General features: G+C 54.1%; 11 protein-coding genes and 1 riboswitch. Of the genes, 6 read left to right on the forward strand and 5 right to left on the reverse strand.

The genetic code is table 11. The features are described 5' to 3' along the window. Nucleotides 1-82: 82 nt before the first annotated feature. The gene (locus BV494_RS19985; protein WP_104924403.1) at nucleotides 83-703 is read right to left on the reverse strand and encodes a TIGR04211 family SH3 domain-containing protein; all 621 of its coding nucleotides are present in this window, start codon (nucleotides 701-703) and stop codon (nucleotides 83-85) included. A 306-nt stretch (nucleotides 704-1,009) separates the two neighbouring features. On the opposite strand from BV494_RS19985, the gene BV494_RS19990 reads away from it, so the two are divergent. The 4 genes from BV494_RS19990 to yjeH all read left to right on the forward strand — a co-directional run bounded on the left by BV494_RS19990 (nucleotide 1,010) and on the right by yjeH (nucleotide 8,081). Then, a complete protein-coding gene (locus tag BV494_RS19990) occupies nucleotides 1,010-2,317 on the forward strand; it encodes a CYTH domain-containing protein (protein ID WP_104924404.1) in 1,308 nt (435 codons plus the stop codon). A gap of 57 nt (nucleotides 2,318-2,374) precedes the next feature. Continuing rightward, the gene (gene glnE / locus BV494_RS19995; protein WP_104924405.1) at nucleotides 2,375-5,212 is read left to right on the forward strand and encodes a bifunctional [glutamate--ammonia ligase]-adenylyl-L-tyrosine phosphorylase/[glutamate--ammonia-ligase] adenylyltransferase; all 2,838 of its coding nucleotides are present in this window, start codon (nucleotides 2,375-2,377) and stop codon (nucleotides 5,210-5,212) included. 85 nt (nucleotides 5,213-5,297) lie between these two features. Then, nucleotides 5,298-6,725 (forward strand): bifunctional D-glycero-beta-D-manno-heptose-7-phosphate kinase/D-glycero-beta-D-manno-heptose 1-phosphate adenylyltransferase HldE, encoded by a 1,428-nt coding sequence (gene hldE, locus BV494_RS20000; protein ID WP_104924406.1) that lies wholly within the window; start codon nucleotides 5,298-5,300, stop codon nucleotides 6,723-6,725. A gap of 105 nt (nucleotides 6,726-6,830) precedes the next feature. Then, nucleotides 6,831-8,081, forward strand: a complete 1,251-nt coding sequence (gene yjeH / locus BV494_RS20005; RefSeq protein ID WP_104924407.1) for an L-methionine/branched-chain amino acid transporter — start codon at nucleotides 6,831-6,833, stop codon at nucleotides 8,079-8,081. Nucleotides 8,082-8,170: 89 nt separating this feature from the next. Here the strand turns inward: yjeH and ubiK are convergent, their stop codons facing one another. Continuing rightward, complete coding sequence (gene ubiK / locus BV494_RS20010) at nucleotides 8,171-8,443, reverse strand: ubiquinone biosynthesis accessory factor UbiK (protein WP_104924408.1); 273 nt, start codon at nucleotides 8,441-8,443, stop codon at nucleotides 8,171-8,173. A 132-nt stretch (nucleotides 8,444-8,575) separates the two neighbouring features. Continuing rightward, nucleotides 8,576-8,751, forward strand: a riboswitch (FMN riboswitch). 134 nt (nucleotides 8,752-8,885) lie between these two features. Here ubiK and ribB point away from each other — a divergent pair. Together ribB and ygiD are read left to right on the forward strand one after the other, a co-directional pair. Next, nucleotides 8,886-9,539 carry a 3,4-dihydroxy-2-butanone-4-phosphate synthase gene (gene ribB, locus BV494_RS20015; RefSeq protein WP_104924409.1) on the forward strand — a complete coding sequence of 218 codons (654 nt, stop codon included), beginning with the start codon at nucleotides 8,886-8,888 and terminating at the stop codon, nucleotides 9,537-9,539. 240 nt (nucleotides 9,540-9,779) lie between these two features. Then, on the forward strand, nucleotides 9,780-10,568 hold the full coding sequence (ygiD, locus tag BV494_RS20025) for a 4,5-DOPA-extradiol-dioxygenase (protein WP_104924410.1): 789 nt from the start codon (nucleotides 9,780-9,782) through the stop codon (nucleotides 10,566-10,568). A 48-nt stretch (nucleotides 10,569-10,616) separates the two neighbouring features. Here the strand turns inward: ygiD and BV494_RS20030 are convergent, their stop codons facing one another. From BV494_RS20030 to tolC, 3 genes are all read right to left on the reverse strand, one after another. Continuing rightward, nucleotides 10,617-11,777, reverse strand: a complete 1,161-nt coding sequence (locus BV494_RS20030) for a glutathionylspermidine synthase family protein (protein WP_104924411.1) — start codon at nucleotides 11,775-11,777, stop codon at nucleotides 10,617-10,619. 8 nt (nucleotides 11,778-11,785) lie between these two features. Continuing rightward, nucleotides 11,786-12,454 (reverse strand): DUF1190 family protein, encoded by a 669-nt coding sequence (locus BV494_RS20035; RefSeq protein ID WP_104924412.1) that lies wholly within the window; start codon nucleotides 12,452-12,454, stop codon nucleotides 11,786-11,788. 190 nt (nucleotides 12,455-12,644) lie between these two features. After that, complete coding sequence (gene tolC / locus BV494_RS20040) at nucleotides 12,645-14,132, reverse strand: outer membrane channel protein TolC (RefSeq protein ID WP_104924413.1); 1,488 nt, start codon at nucleotides 14,130-14,132, stop codon at nucleotides 12,645-12,647. Nucleotides 14,133-14,351 lie beyond the last annotated feature (219 nt).

Genomic DNA, 14,351 nt, shown 5'->3' on the forward strand with positions numbered 1-14,351 from the left:
TAGATTTGCGGATTGATGGAAACACGAAAAGGCACCGGAGTGCCTTAACGTTAATTCGGAAAGTGGTCGCAGAATTATGCGATCAGCTCATCCAGCGATCTTTTTTCCTGCGACGCGGAACCAGATGCGGTAGCACCAGGCCAAGCACCAGGCCCACACCGGCAACGCCGCCGCCGTACATAAACCATTGTAAAATAATGGTACGTTGCTTGTCGTCGAGCTGGACGTTAACGGCATCCACTTTCTTCTGCGCCACGATCAGCTGATTTTTCAGATCCTGATTTTCTTTCTTCAGGTTATTGATGATGCTGTCGCTGGAGCCGACTTTTGTCTGCATTTCAGCGGTACGCTGGTTCCAGCTGGAATCGATATTCGTCAGCTTATCGGTCAGCGTTTTGACCTGTTGTTCCAGATTTGGAACGCGGGTACGCAGGCTTGGGACGTTGCTTAACTGGTCGAGTGGGATCCAGGCGGTTTTCCCTTTCGAGTCAATGATTTCGCCGTATTTAGTGCTGTCGTTGACGCTGCGCAGGGTGACTTCATCACCGGCATTCAGGGTTCCAACAATACGAAACTGATTGCCCGGACCGCTGTGGATATAGGTGTTCAGATCGTCAGAGATATAGCGCTTCTCGTCGGCGTGGGCAGTCCATGTGATGCTTAAACCAAGCAAAGCGAAACCAATTAGGCGTAATTTCTGCATTATTTCATCGTTTCTTTGTGAATTTAGGGAACGTGAAGTGCGGATCCATTTATCGGGATACGACTTCTGGCAACCGCCATTTTCAGGCCATTGCGGCAAATTATCCGGTCAGTGCAATAAAAGTTTGGTTATTGCAAAACGTTGGAAAACGATATTAAGGGCAACAGTCTGACGACGCAATGCATAAACCGGAATGAGAACTATCTTACAATCCCGCAACATGCGGCTTGCGCGCTGTGCTTATGGTAGAATTGGAGCGACGCGTTAATCCCTTATTGGCAGCAAAGAATCGGTGTGAAGACTCCTATGACCGTAGAAATAGAATTAAAATTTATCGCCACCCCGGCCGCAATTGCCGAACTTCCTGCGCAGCTCGCGGGTTTCAGCGCTGAGCACACCGCGCCGTCGAAACTGACGAACATCTATTTTGAGACAGCGGATAACTATTTACGTTCGCATGATATCGGTCTGCGCATCCGTGGTTTTGACGATCAGTACGAAATGACCATTAAAACTGGCGGAAAAGTGGTGGGCGGGCTGCATCAGCGCCCTGAATATAATGTTGAGCTGAAAAAGCCGGTGCTGAAACTCAGCGCGTTCCCGAAAGATATCTGGCCGGAAGGGTGTAAACCTGCCGCGCTGCAAAAAGAACTGGCTCCGCTGTTCCGTACAGATTTCACCCGAGAGAAGTGGGTGATCACTTACGGCGAAAGCGAGATTGAGCTGGGTCTTGATCAGGGCGAAGTGGTCGCCGGTGAGTTGACTGAGGCGCTGGCTGAAATTGAGCTTGAGCTGAAAAAAGGCAATACCGCTGATTTACTGAAACTGGCGGGAGAAATCGGTGCGCACGGCGGCTTACGTCAGGGCGGTTTCAGTAAGGCGGCTCGCGGTTATCATCTGGCGAAAGGCAATCCTGCGCGTGAAGTCAAACCGCTGCCGGTGTTTAAAGCTAAACCCAAAGCCACCCTTGAACAGGCGATGTCGGCGATGTTCGAACTGGCGCTGGATCACTGGCAGTATCACGAAGAACTCTGGGTTCGTGGTGACAAAACGGCGCGTCTGACCGTGTTGCAGGCGGTGGAAACCGTGCGTCAGGTTCTGGTGCTGTTCGGCGGGCTGGTGCCGCGTAAAGCGTCTTCTGAACTGCGTACGCTGCTCACCGATCTGGTGCCGGTGCTGGAACAGAAATCTGCCGATGCGCAGGACATTTGTTACAGCGCGACCTACCTGAAATGTAAGTTAGTGCTTACATCCTGGCTGGCAACCTCTGGCTGGACGCCATTTATCGATGATAAATCGGCTAAAAAGCTGGAAGGCTCTTTCAAGCGTTTCGCGGACATTATGCTGGGCCGTACCGCGGCAGATCTGAAAGAGGCATTCGCGCAGCCGCTGACCGAAGAAGGGTATCGCGATCAGTTAGCCCGCCTGAAACGCCAAATTATTACCTTCCATCTGCTGGCCGGCGCGTATCCGGACAAAGACGTTGCCGCGTATATTGCCGGTTGGATGGAGTTGCAGCAGGCCATCGTTCAGCAACAACATGCGTGGGAGGATTCAGCCCGTTCTCACGCGGTGATGATGGATGCCTTCTGGTTAAATGGACAAACTCGTTAATTGACTGATAAGCCTGGGCAATATGCCCGGGCTTTTTTTTGCAAGGAACCCGATTTCATGCTGCCACTCTCTTCTGTTTTACACGACCACTCCCGGAATGTGCTTGAGCGCTGGCGTGAACATCCCGAAAAGCCCTCTCTTCCCGATGACGCCTCGCTTGCGGTACTGACGAGCAGCGAATTCGTGACGGACAGTTTGCTGGCGTTTCCGCAGTGGTGGCATGAAATCGAGCAAAACCCGCCTCAGGCGCAGGAGTGGCAACTTTACCGGCAGTGGCTCGACGAATCACTGGCAGACATAACAGACGAAAACGGGTTAATGAAAGCGCTGCGTTTGTTCCGCCGCCGCATTCTGACCCGCATCGCCTGGTCGCAGTCGGCGCAAACCAGTGAAGCCAAAGAAACCCTGCAACAGCTGAGTGAGCTGGCGGAATTGCTGATTGTCAGCGCCCGCGACTGGCTGTATGACGCCTGCTGTCGCGAATTCGGTACGCCGGTGAATGCGGCGGGTGAAGCGCAGAAAATGCTGATCCTCGGGATGGGGAAACTGGGCGGCGGCGAGCTGAATTTCTCTTCCGACATTGACCTAATTTTTGCCTATCCGGAAAACGGCCAGACGCAAGGAGGCCGCCGTCAACTGGATAACGCACAGTTCTTTACCCGTCTCGGGCAGCGGCTGATTAAAGCGCTGGATCAGCCGACGATTGACGGATTTGTGTATCGCGTGGATATGCGTTTACGCCCGTTTGGCGACAGCGGTCCGCTGGTGATGAGTTTCCCGGCGCTGGAGGATTATTATCAGGAGCAGGGCCGCGACTGGGAGCGTTACGCGATGGTCAAAGCGCGGCTGATGGGCGGTGCGGATGACGCCAGTAGTCAGGAACTGCGCAAAATGCTGATGCCGTTTGTGTTCCGCCGGTACATCGATTTCAGCGTGATCCAGTCATTGCGTAATATGAAAGGGATGATCGCCCGCGAAGTACGGCGCCGGGGCCTGAAAGACAACATCAAACTCGGCGCGGGCGGCATCCGCGAAATTGAATTTATCGTGCAGGTTTTCCAACTGATCCGCGGCGGGCGCGAACCGGCTTTGCAGCAGCGGGCACTTTTACCGACGTTGCAGGCGCTGGAAAATCTGGGTTTATTGCCGGTTGAGCAGGTTCTGCAATTGCGCACCAGCTACCTGTTCCTGCGCCGTCTGGAAAATCTTCTGCAAGCCATCGCCGACGAACAGACGCAAACACTGCCTTCCGATGAACTCAATCAGGCGCGTCTGGCGTGGGGCATGAATTTTGACGGCTGGCCGCAACTGCTCGATGCGCTGAACGCGCACATGCAGGCCGTACGTTCGGTCTTTAACGATCTGATTGGCGACGATACGCCGGATGCCGAAGACGATCAGCAGCACTCGCAGTTCAGCAGTTTGTGGATTGATACGCTGGAGCCAGCAGAACTGGCACCGCTGGTGCCTCAGTTTGAGGAAAATGCCCAGCGTCATATCCTGCAACAGATTGCGGAATTCCGCCGTGATGTGGATAAACGCACCATCGGGCCACGCGGTCGCGATCAGCTGGATTTGCTGATGCCGCGCTTGCTCGCACAGGTTTGCACTTATAAAAATGCCGACGTCACGCTGCAACGCCTGATGCAGTTGCTGCTCAACATTGTCACGCGCACGACGTACATCGAGCTGCTGGTTGAATATCCCGGTGCGCTCAAGCAACTGATTCGCCTGTGTGCGGCCTCGCCGATGGTCGCGAATCAGCTGGCACGCCATCCTTTGTTGCTCGACGAACTGCTCGACCCGCGTACCCTTTATCAGCCGATTGAGCTGGGCGCTTACCGTGATGAGCTGCGCCAGTATCTGATGCGCGTGCCGACGGAAGATGAAGAACAGCAGCTGGAAGCCGTGCGCCAGTTCAAGCAGGCGCAGCATTTGCGCATTGCCGCCGGAGATATTTCCGGTGCACTGCCGGTCATGAAAGTCAGCGACCATTTGACCTATCTGGCCGAAGCGATCCTTGAAGTCGTCGTGCAGCAGGCGTGGGATCAGATGGTCGTAAAATACGGTCAGCCGACGCATCTTCAGCACCGTGAAGGGCGCGGTTTTGCGGTTATTGGTTATGGAAAATTAGGCGGCTGGGAACTGGGTTACAGCTCAGATCTGGATCTGGTTTTCCTGCTTGATTGCGCGCCGGAGGTGATGACCGACGGCGAGCGTGTGATCGACGGGCGTCAGTTCTATCTGCGTCTGGCGCAGCGAATTATGCACCTGTTCAGCACGCGCACGTCGTCGGGCATTTTGTATGAAGTGGATCCGCGTCTGCGGCCTTCCGGCGCTTCCGGTATGCTGGTCAGCACCCTTGAGGCGTTTGCTGATTATCAGGCCAACGAAGCCTGGACGTGGGAACATCAGGCGCTGGTGCGTGCGCGCGTCGTTTACGGCGAGCCGGTTCTGACGCAGCAATTTGATGCCACACGCCGCGACATTCTCTGCCGCCAGCGCGATGATGCAGAGCTGCGCAAAGAGGTCCGCGAAATGCGTGAGAAAATGTACACCCATCTCGGCAGTAAAAAAGCCAGTGAGTTTGATCTGAAAGCCGATCCCGGTGGCATCACGGATATTGAATTCATTGCACAATATCTGGTCTTACGTTTCGCCCACGATCAGCCAAAGCTGACGCGCTGGTCCGATAACGTCAGGATTTTTGAGCTGATGGCGCAGTACGACATCATGCCGGAAGACGAAGCCCGTAATCTGACCCATGCTTACGTGACGCTGCGCGATGAAATTCATCATCTGGCGTTACAGGAGCACAGCGGTAAAGTCGCCGCTGACAGTTTTGCCAGCGAACGTGCGCAAATCCGCGCCAGCTGGGAAAAATGGCTGAGCTGAGGGTTTTTATTCGGGGTACAGGCGCTTGTGATATTATCCGGCGCACTATTTCTATGTTGAGTTTTGCCTGTTTTGGAGTCTTGGGATGAAAGTGACTTTGCCTGATTTTCACCGCGCGGGTGTGCTGGTGGTCGGTGACGTAATGTTAGACCGCTACTGGTATGGCCCGACCAACCGTATTTCACCGGAAGCTCCGGTACCGGTCGTGAAGGTGAATACCATCGAAGAACGCCCCGGCGGCGCGGCTAACGTGGCGATGAACATTTCGTCTCTCGGTGCCTCTTCCCGTCTGATCGGCCTGACCGGTGTGGATGATGCGGCGCGTGCGCTGAGCGAGCGTCTGGCGGAAGTGAAGGTACATTGCGATTTTGTGGCGTTGCCTACGCACCCGACTATCACCAAACTGCGTATTCTTTCCCGCAACCAGCAACTGATCCGCCTCGACTTCGAAGAAGGTTTTGAAGGCGTTGATCTGCAACCGATGCTGACCAAAATAGAACAGGCACTGCCACAAAGTGGCGCGCTGGTGCTGTCTGATTACGCCAAAGGCGCGCTGACCGAAGTGCAGAAAATGATCCAGCTGGCGAGAAAAGCGGGCGTGCCTGTTTTAGTGGATCCTAAAGGTTCTGATTTTGAACGTTATCGTGGCGCGACGCTGCTGACACCGAATCTGTCCGAGTTCGAAGCAGTGGTGGGCCGTTGTAAAAACGAAGACGAAATTGTGGCGCGCGGTATGCAACTGATCGCCGATTTTGAACTTTCCGCGTTGCTGGTGACCCGTTCAGAACACGGCATGACACTGTTGCAGCCGGGCAAAGCCCCTTTCCATATGCCAACGCAGGCCCAGGAAGTGTATGACGTGACCGGTGCCGGTGACACCGTGATCGGTACGCTGGCCGCAGCACTGGCAGCGGGCAATACTCTGGAAGAAGCCTGTTTCCTGGCAAACGCTGCGGCGGGTGTTGTCGTCGGGAAACTCGGGACATCCACCGTTTCTCCGGTCGAGCTGGAAAACGCGATCGGCGGACGCTCAGATGTGGGCTTCGGCGTGATGACCGAAGAACAGCTGAAAGCGGCAGTCGCAATGGCACGTCAGCGCGGCGAGAAAGTCGTGATGACCAACGGCATTTTCGACATCCTGCATGCGGGTCATGTGTCATATCTGGCGAATGCCCGTAAGCTCGGCGATCGTCTGATTGTCGCGGTGAACAGCGATGCATCGACCAAACGTCTGAAAGGCGAAACCCGTCCGGTGAATACGCTGCAAAACCGCATGATCGTGCTGGGTGCGCTCGGCGCTGTCGACTGGGTTGTGGCGTTTGAAGAAGATACCCCGCAGCGACTGATCGCCGGGATCTTACCGGATCTGCTGGTCAAAGGCGGCGACTACAAACCGGAACAAATTGCCGGTTGTCAGGAAGTCTGGGCGAACGGCGGCGAAGTCCGCGTGCTGAATTTTGAAGATGGGTTATCTACCACCAAAATCATCAATCAGATCAAAGCGCAGGACTGATTTTCTGCGGTTGAATTTCTGATGTTCGCACCGAAGGGCTTATCTGATAAGCCCTTTTCTTTTTGATTCTTCACTCAAAAAACACGAAACGGAAGTGACTCTGTTGTGAGCGGATTAAAACAGGAATTAAGTCTGGCGCAAGGCGTCGGGCTGCTCTCCACCTCATTATTGGGCACCGGCGTTTTTGCGGTGCCCGCGCTTGCCGCGCAACTGGCGCAAAACGACAGTCTGTGGGCCTGGCCGGCGCTGATCCTGCTGGTGTTCCCGATTGCGATTGGCTTTGCCGCGCTGGGCCGGCATTTCCCGAGTGCAGGCGGTGCTGCGCATTTCGTAGGGAAAGCCTTCGGGCCGCACATGGCTCGCGTGACAGGCTGGCTGTTTTTGTCCGTGATTCCGGTCGGATTGCCTGCCGCGCTGCATATTGCTGCCGGTTTCTGGCAGGCGGCTTTTGGCTGGAGCAGTGAAAATTTGCTGTTGGTTCAGTTGGGAACGCTGTTCGTTATCTGGTTTTTGGGCACGCGCAGCGCGGGATCCAGCGCGAATATTCAGACGCTGATCGCGCTTTTGGTGGTCGCGCTGGTTGTGGCTATCTGGTGGAAAGGGGATATCACGTTGCCGGAAATCCCGTTGCCAGCAATTCGCGATGTCTCGCCTTCCAATATGTTTGATGCGCTGGCCGTAATGTTCTGGTGCTTTGTCGGGCTGGAGGCGTTTGCGCATCTGGCGACAGAATTTCGTAATCCGGAACGTGATTTTCCGCGCGCGCTGCTTATCGGCATGCTGGTGGCCGGTGCGGTGTACTGGGGTTGTACCGTCGCGGTGTTGAAATTCCATGCGTGGGGCGAAGGGCGGGAAGCGGGCGCGTCATTACCGGGGATTGTGGTGCAGCTGTTCGGACAAAAGGCGCTGTGGGTGGCCTGCATTATTGGATATCTGGCCTGTTTTGCCAGCGTGAATATTTATACGCAAAGCTTCGCCCGGCTTGTGTGGTCACAGGCGCAGCTGAAACCCGAAAGCAAACTGGCGAAACTGTCTGCCCAGCAGGTGCCGGTCGCGGCGCTTAATCTGGTGGTCGGCTGCTGTATGTTATTCACGTTACTGATTTACTGGCTGCATTTACCGCTCGGCGCGCTGATTACTTACGCCAACGGGATTTTCATTCTGATTTATCTGCTGTGCATGATTTCAGGAGCAAAAATCCTGACGGGCCGGTCAAAATGGATGGCAACGCTGGGGGCGGTTCTGTGCTGCGGGCTGCTGGCGATGGTCGGCTGGAAATCACTGTATGCGCTGGTGGTGTTTGCGGCGTTATGGGTGTTGCTGCCACGAGCAAAAACGGTGCTTCGTCCGCAATAACGTCTGAGAAAATCGCATGAAAAAGGCCTGCTGAGCAGGCCTTTTCTGTTTCCGGCAAATCCGCGCTAACGGCTGATGCTTACGGAAAATCAGGCAGGATCTTGCGGTTTTTCCGCTTCGGCCAGTTTGCCTTCGAGTGCCGCCAGACGTTGTTCCAGCACGGCCAGTTTCTCGCGGGTACGCAGCAAAACCTGGGTCTGCACGTCGAACTCTTCGCGATTGACTAAATCCATGCGGCTGAACTGCGCCTGCAATACCTGACGGATTTTCTTCTCGGCATCTTCACCGAACTCACGGATGCCTTTCGGCATGGATTCGTGAACCTGGCGGGCAATTTGTTCAATTTTTTTCGGGTCAATCATGTTATTTCCTTTTCTCGAAGGAGGTGCTTTTCCTTAGTGTAATCCCTGATGCTGTTTCTATAAACCTTCAGAGGCACTAAATGGCCAATCCACAGGATTGCTCTGCTCATTTATTGGCGTTATAGTTGGTTTGCTTATTCTCAGGGCGGGGTGAAAGTCCCCACCGGCGGTAAACCACAGAATACCGGAAGGATCATAATCCCTTCCACGTGGAAGCCCGCGAGCGCTCAATCCTTCGGGATTAGAGGTCAGCAGATCCGGTGTAATTCCGGGGCCGACGGTTAAAGTCCGGATGGGAGAGAGTAACGATTCAAGCCGGGCAATTTTTTGTCCGCTGCGTTATTTTTTATAACTGTAGCACGCCCTCTGGCTGCTGCAGCTAGCCTCCTCAAGACGCCCTGATTCTGGTAATCCATATACAGAACATGAGGTTATTTTTACCATGAATCAGACCCTACTTTCCGAATTCGGTACATCCACTGAACGTGTTGAGCGTGCCATTGACGCCATCCGTAATGGTGTGGGTGTGTTAGTACTGGATGACGAAGATCGTGAAAACGAAGGCGATTTTATCTTTGCCGCCGAAAACATGACCGTTGAACAGATGGCACTGACTATTCGCCACGGCAGCGGCATTGTTTGCCTGACCATGAACGAAGACAGCCGTAAAAAGCTGGATTTGCCGATGATGGTTGAGCATAACTCCAGCCCGTTCCAGACCCCTTTCACCGTGACTATCGAAGCGGTTGAAGGCGTGACGACAGGTGTCTCTGCGGCCGATCGCATCACCACCATTCGTGCTGCCATCAAAGATGGCGCAAAACCTTCTGACCTGAACCGTCCGGGGCATGTCTTCCCGCTGCGCGCGCAGGCAGGCGGTGTGCTGACCCGCGGTGGTCACACCGAAGCGTCGGTTGATCTGGCGACATTAGCTGGCCTCAAGCCGTTCGGCGTACTGTGCGAACTGACCAACGACGACGGCAGCATGGCACATGCGCCGGAAGTGGTGGTCTTTGCCCGCGAGCATAATATGCCGGTGGTGACGATTGCCGATCTGGTCGCATATCGTCAGGCACAAACCCGTCAGGCAAGCTGACTGATCGGTTGTGCTGATGAGTAGGGGCCGCTTATGCGGCCTTTTTGCTATGTATTCCCGCAATTTATCTGTACCGAAAATCCACGCCCGTCGCCTTTGATTTGCTTCTTCAAATTTACTGAACATCTCCTTCATGGTTATCCGGCTGTAACCGGTAATGAAAAAGAGTACCGTATTTTCATTACGCGGCAGGTTGTCAGGTAACGCCGCTCTCTTTCATTTTGCGGTAAGGAATTCATGATGACGACTCAACGTATGCCCGCACTTTTCTTAGGCCACGGCAGCCCGATGAATGTGCTGGAAGACAATATTTATACCCGTGCCTGGCATGCGCTGGGCGAATCTTTGCCACGACCAAAAGCGATTCTGGCCGTCTCGGCTCACTGGTTTACCCGTGGCACGGCGGTAACGGCGATGGAAAACCCGCGCACTATTCATGATTTTGGCGGTTTCCCGCAGGCGCTGTTTGATAAACGTTATCCGGCTCCGGGTTCTCCGGCACTGGCAAAACGGGTTCAGGAATTACTCAGTCCGGTGAATGTGATTTCCGATACCAGCGAGTGGGGTTTTGACCACGGCACCTGGGGCGTGTTGATCAAGATGTATCCGGACGCCGATATTCCGGTGATCCAGCTGAGCATCGACGGCACGCAACCACCGGAATATCACTATGAACTGGGCAAAAAGCTGGCCGTACTGCGTGACGAAGGCGTGATGATTGTCGCCAGCGGTAACGTGGTGCATAACCTGCGGATGGTGAAGTGGGACGGTAAAGGCGAGCCGTATCCGTGGGCGACGTCTTTTGAAATGTTCGTGAAAGATAATCTCGACTGGAAAGGTGAAGCGAAAGATCATCCGCTGGTCAATTTCATGGAGCACGAAGGCGGCGCGTTATCGAATCCGTCTCCGGATCACTATCTGCCGTTGTTGTATGTGTTGGGCGCGTGGGATGGTGCGGAGCCGATCACTGAACCGACCGACGGTATCGTCATGGGATCGTTAAGTATGCTTTCGGTACAAGTTGGCTAAAAATAAAAAGGATAATGAAATTCGTCATTATCCTTTTTTAATGCATCTTTAGCCGACGATGGTATGCGGATAGAAACGTGACAGGTCCTGCGTGATCAGCGCTTTATCTTCGCGGATGCCAATCCCGCAAGGCTGATCGTTGACCAGCCAGCTGCCGATCAACGTGTAGCTGCCTTCGAATACCGGCAGCGGGTGGAACTGCTGCACGATCATACCCTCTGCGCCATACGGGCCGTCAACGCGGGCCACTTCCTGGCCTTTCTCGATGACTTTGATGTTCGCGCCTTCGCGGGAGAACAGCGGTTTCACCACGTAATGTTCCAGCTCCGGATGTGCATCTTCAGCGAAATACGCCGGTAACAGATTCGGGTGATCCGGGAACATTTCCCACAGCAACGGCAGCAGGGCTTTGTTCGACAAAATGGCTTTCCATGCCGGTTCCAGCCAGCGAACACCGGCGTCTTCGAGCTTGGTGGCGAACACTTCGCGGAACATAAATTCCCACGGATACAGCTTGAACAGGTTGGAAATCACCTGATCCTGCGTATCGGTAAACTGCCCGCGTTCGCCCAGACCGATTTCTTCGATAAACAGGAATTCACTGGCCAGTTCAGCTTCCTGCGCGCAGTCCTGCAAATACTGAACGGTACCGCGATCTTCTTCGGTGTCCTGACAGCAGGCGATATGCAGTAATGAAAAACCGTGCTCGTTTTTCAGCTCGCTGAAACGCTCGATCAGCTTTTCCTGCAAACTGTTGTATTGATCGGCATCTTGCTGCAAGTTGCCCGCAGCGATCTGATCTTCCAGCCAGAGCCACTGGAAGAAAGCCGCTTCGTAAAGCGAGGTCGGCGTATCCGCGTTATTTTCCAGAAGCTTAGGCGGATTCACACCGTCATAAGCCAGATCCAAACGGGAATACAACGACGGTTGCTGCGTGCGCCATGAGCTGCGGACAAATTCCCAGACGTGTTTCGGGATCTGGAATTTCGCCATCAGTTTGTCGTCATTCACCACGCGCTCAACCACTTTTAAGCACATCTGATGGATGTCGGCGGTGGCGTCTTCAATCTCTTCGATCTGCGCCAGCGTGAACTGGTAATACGCATCTTCACACCAGTACGGTTCGCCATACATGGTGTGAAAATTGAAGCCAAACTCCGTGGCTTTTTCGCGCCAGTCCGGGCGCTCATTAATCGCTAAACGTTTCATTTTGTCTCTTAGCCACCCATGCTGCGGCCAGGGCTGCGAGGTGCAGCAGAAGAGCTGCGTTGCATTGAGGTTTGTTTGGCTACGCTGTCGCCGAAGCCACCGCGTGTGATGGTATTCGTGACGGCTGGTTTCGGTGCCATGGCGGTTTTCGGCACGTTCATGGTACGGCCGCCTGCCGTTGCCGGGCCGTAGTTTTTACCGGTCGCATCAACGAATTTGCCGTTTGCCGGGCTGGCAGGGTTTTTAGAGCTGAAAAGAGGCTGCTGCGCGAAACCGCCGCCACTCATCATCCGGCCCATCATGTAGCCTGCCATCAGTGGCATCCACATACTGCCACTGCTCTGGCCTTCGGCAGAAGCGACACCCGCCTGCGCGGGAGCCTGAGTACACTGGCCTTCGCCGAACTCAGCAATACAGTCTTCACGGCTGGCGTATTTCGGTGCCGTTTTTGCCGCTTCTGTTTTGGCGGCGTTATAGGCGTCGACGCATTGCGCGCTGCCGGACGGATTAGCTTTCGAACAGTCGTCAGCATTCTGATACAAGGAAACCGTTTCGTCGGTTTTCTCACAGGCAGACAACATAAAGACGGCGCTGACCGCCAGGGCGACAGGTGTGATCCGATAGCTACGCCATGATTTACGGAAGGTAGCCAGGTTAACGTGTTGTGTCCGTTTCATCGTTCTTATCCCATGTGTAGGGCTTTTTTGCCCTTTCCCAGTAGGGACTAAGGATAGGGGAAAGTGGGTGATTGTTAAAGCAGCGAAGGCAATTGTTACGAGACTTTACAGAGGTGCGTGACGGAGGCAAAAAAAAGCAGCCTTTTCAGGCTGCCTGGGTCTTTCCGATGAAAAAAGAAACCCGCCAGATTTAGTTCTGGAAAGGGTTGCCGCTTTTCTTCGTGGTATGCGTTTGGGTCGTTGCGCTGGCTTTTTCAGTACGCGGTGCAGACGCGGTGTTGTTGCCATAGCCGTCCGCCGTAGCGTCCTGCTGCGGGGTTTCAGGTGCGACCTGATCCGGTGCCGTTGGCACAGGTTTACCCAGAGCACCGTTTAGTGCCAGCAGATCGCTTTCGTTCAGTGTACCCAGCGCTGATTTGATGTTCAGCTGGTTGATCAGGTACGTGTAACGGGCGCTGGAAAGTTGTTGTTTGGCGTTATACAGCGTGGTGGTCGCATCCAGAACGTCAACGATTGTACGGGTACCGACCTGATAACCGGCTTCCATCGCATCCAAAGAACTCTGTGCAGAAACAACGGCTTGTTTATAGGCGTTGATGCTGCTGATAGAGGCCGAGATGTTGTTGAAGGAAGAACGTACGGTCTGAACAACGCTGCGGTGCGCGCTTTCAAGCTGCTCGCTGGCACCCACAAAGCTGTACTGAGCCTGTTTCACCTGAGACGTTACAGAACCGCCGCTGTACAGTGGCAGTGAGAAGCTCAGGCCGATTTTGTTCTGACCCGCATCGGCGTCCTGATAGCTGGACGAACCGCCGGTTTTGTCGCCGTGATATTTTGTGTTGCTGATGCCGGTAGACGCGGTCAGATCAACCGTTGGCATGTGGCCGGTTTCCGCATAACGGATTTGCTCACGTGCCAGATCTTGTGACAGACGCGCAGACAGCAAGCTCAGGTTGCGGCTTTCGGCTTCCTTCAGCAACGTGGCGACCGGTTGCGGACGCGTGGTGTTGAAGTTATCCACATTCAGGGACGACAACTGCGGATAGTAAACGCCGGTCACCTGACGCAGTGCTTCCAGCGCGTTATCCAGATTATTACGGGCAGTCACTTCGTTCGCTAATACGGTGTCGTATTGTGAACGGGCGTTCTGGACGTCGGTGATGGCAACCAGGCCGACGTTAAAACGCTGCGTGGTTTGATCCAACTGACGATAAATTGCCTGTTTCTGCGCTTCGGTATAAGAGAGTGAATCAATAGCACTCAATACGTTGAAATAAGCCGTCGCAGAATTCAGGATTAAGGATTGCTGGTCAGTCTGATAAGACACGTCCTGAATACCGGCAGTTTTTTCCTGCAAGGTCAGGGCGCGCCATTTTGACATATCAAAAAGGGTCTGCGTTAATTGCAGGCTGGCGCTGCCAACATCACTATTAACGCCATTCGCATCGCGGTAGCCATTGGTATAACCATAATCCGCACCCAATCCGAGTTGCGGTAATAAAGGACTGCGGCTTTCGTTGATTTTTTCGAATGCAGCATCCCGGTCAGCAGCGGATTTGCGCAGGTCCGGGTTACTCGTCCTGGCTTGCTGATAGACCTGCATCAGGTTTTCGGCCTGGCTTATCGTACTGAAGCCGCCCAGGCTGAGTCCGATGAGAAGGGGGAGCAGTTTCTTCATTTGCATTCCTTGTTGTGCAGCAATGTTGTTATGTATGGTGGCGCAGTCAAATTAACCAATAGACGCGGATTCTAGCAGAGTCAGGCTAGCGGGGAGGTTGGCTTAACGTGCCTTCCCACGGGATGTGCCTAAATCTATCACAAACAACCTTGATTATTATTAACGCATTTTCATCAAACTGACCTCAAAGGGCGATAAATTGCCTTTATGAGGGAAGAG

The sequence above is a fragment of the Rahnella sikkimica genome (assembly GCF_002951615.1).
In the GTDB taxonomy this organism is placed as follows: Bacteria; Pseudomonadota; Gammaproteobacteria; order Enterobacterales; family Enterobacteriaceae; genus Rahnella; species Rahnella sikkimica.

Bases quoted from the DNA above. Each gene is read 5' to 3' on its own strand.
- ubiK (WP_104924408.1), bottom strand. From the start codon at position 8,443: ATGATTGACCCGAAAAAAATTGAACAAATTGCCCGCCAGGTTCACGAA.
- BV494_RS19985 (WP_104924403.1), bottom strand. From the start codon at position 703: ATGCAGAAATTACGCCTAATTGGTTTCGCTTTGCTTGGTTTAAGCATC.
- glnE (WP_104924405.1), top strand. From the start codon at position 2,375: ATGCTGCCACTCTCTTCTGTTTTACACGACCACTCCCGGAATGTGCTT.
- BV494_RS19990 (WP_104924404.1), top strand. From the start codon at position 1,010: ATGACCGTAGAAATAGAATTAAAATTTATCGCCACCCCGGCCGCAATT.
- tolC (WP_104924413.1), bottom strand. From the start codon at position 14,132: ATGAAGAAACTGCTCCCCCTTCTCATCGGACTCAGCCTGGGCGGCTTC.
- ribB (WP_104924409.1), top strand. From the start codon at position 8,886: ATGAATCAGACCCTACTTTCCGAATTCGGTACATCCACTGAACGTGTT.
- BV494_RS20035 (WP_104924412.1), bottom strand. From the start codon at position 12,454: ATGAAACGGACACAACACGTTAACCTGGCTACCTTCCGTAAATCATGG.
- BV494_RS20030 (WP_104924411.1), bottom strand. From the start codon at position 11,777: ATGAAACGTTTAGCGATTAATGAGCGCCCGGACTGGCGCGAAAAAGCC.
- ygiD (WP_104924410.1), top strand. From the start codon at position 9,780: ATGACGACTCAACGTATGCCCGCACTTTTCTTAGGCCACGGCAGCCCG.
- hldE (WP_104924406.1), top strand. From the start codon at position 5,298: ATGAAAGTGACTTTGCCTGATTTTCACCGCGCGGGTGTGCTGGTGGTC.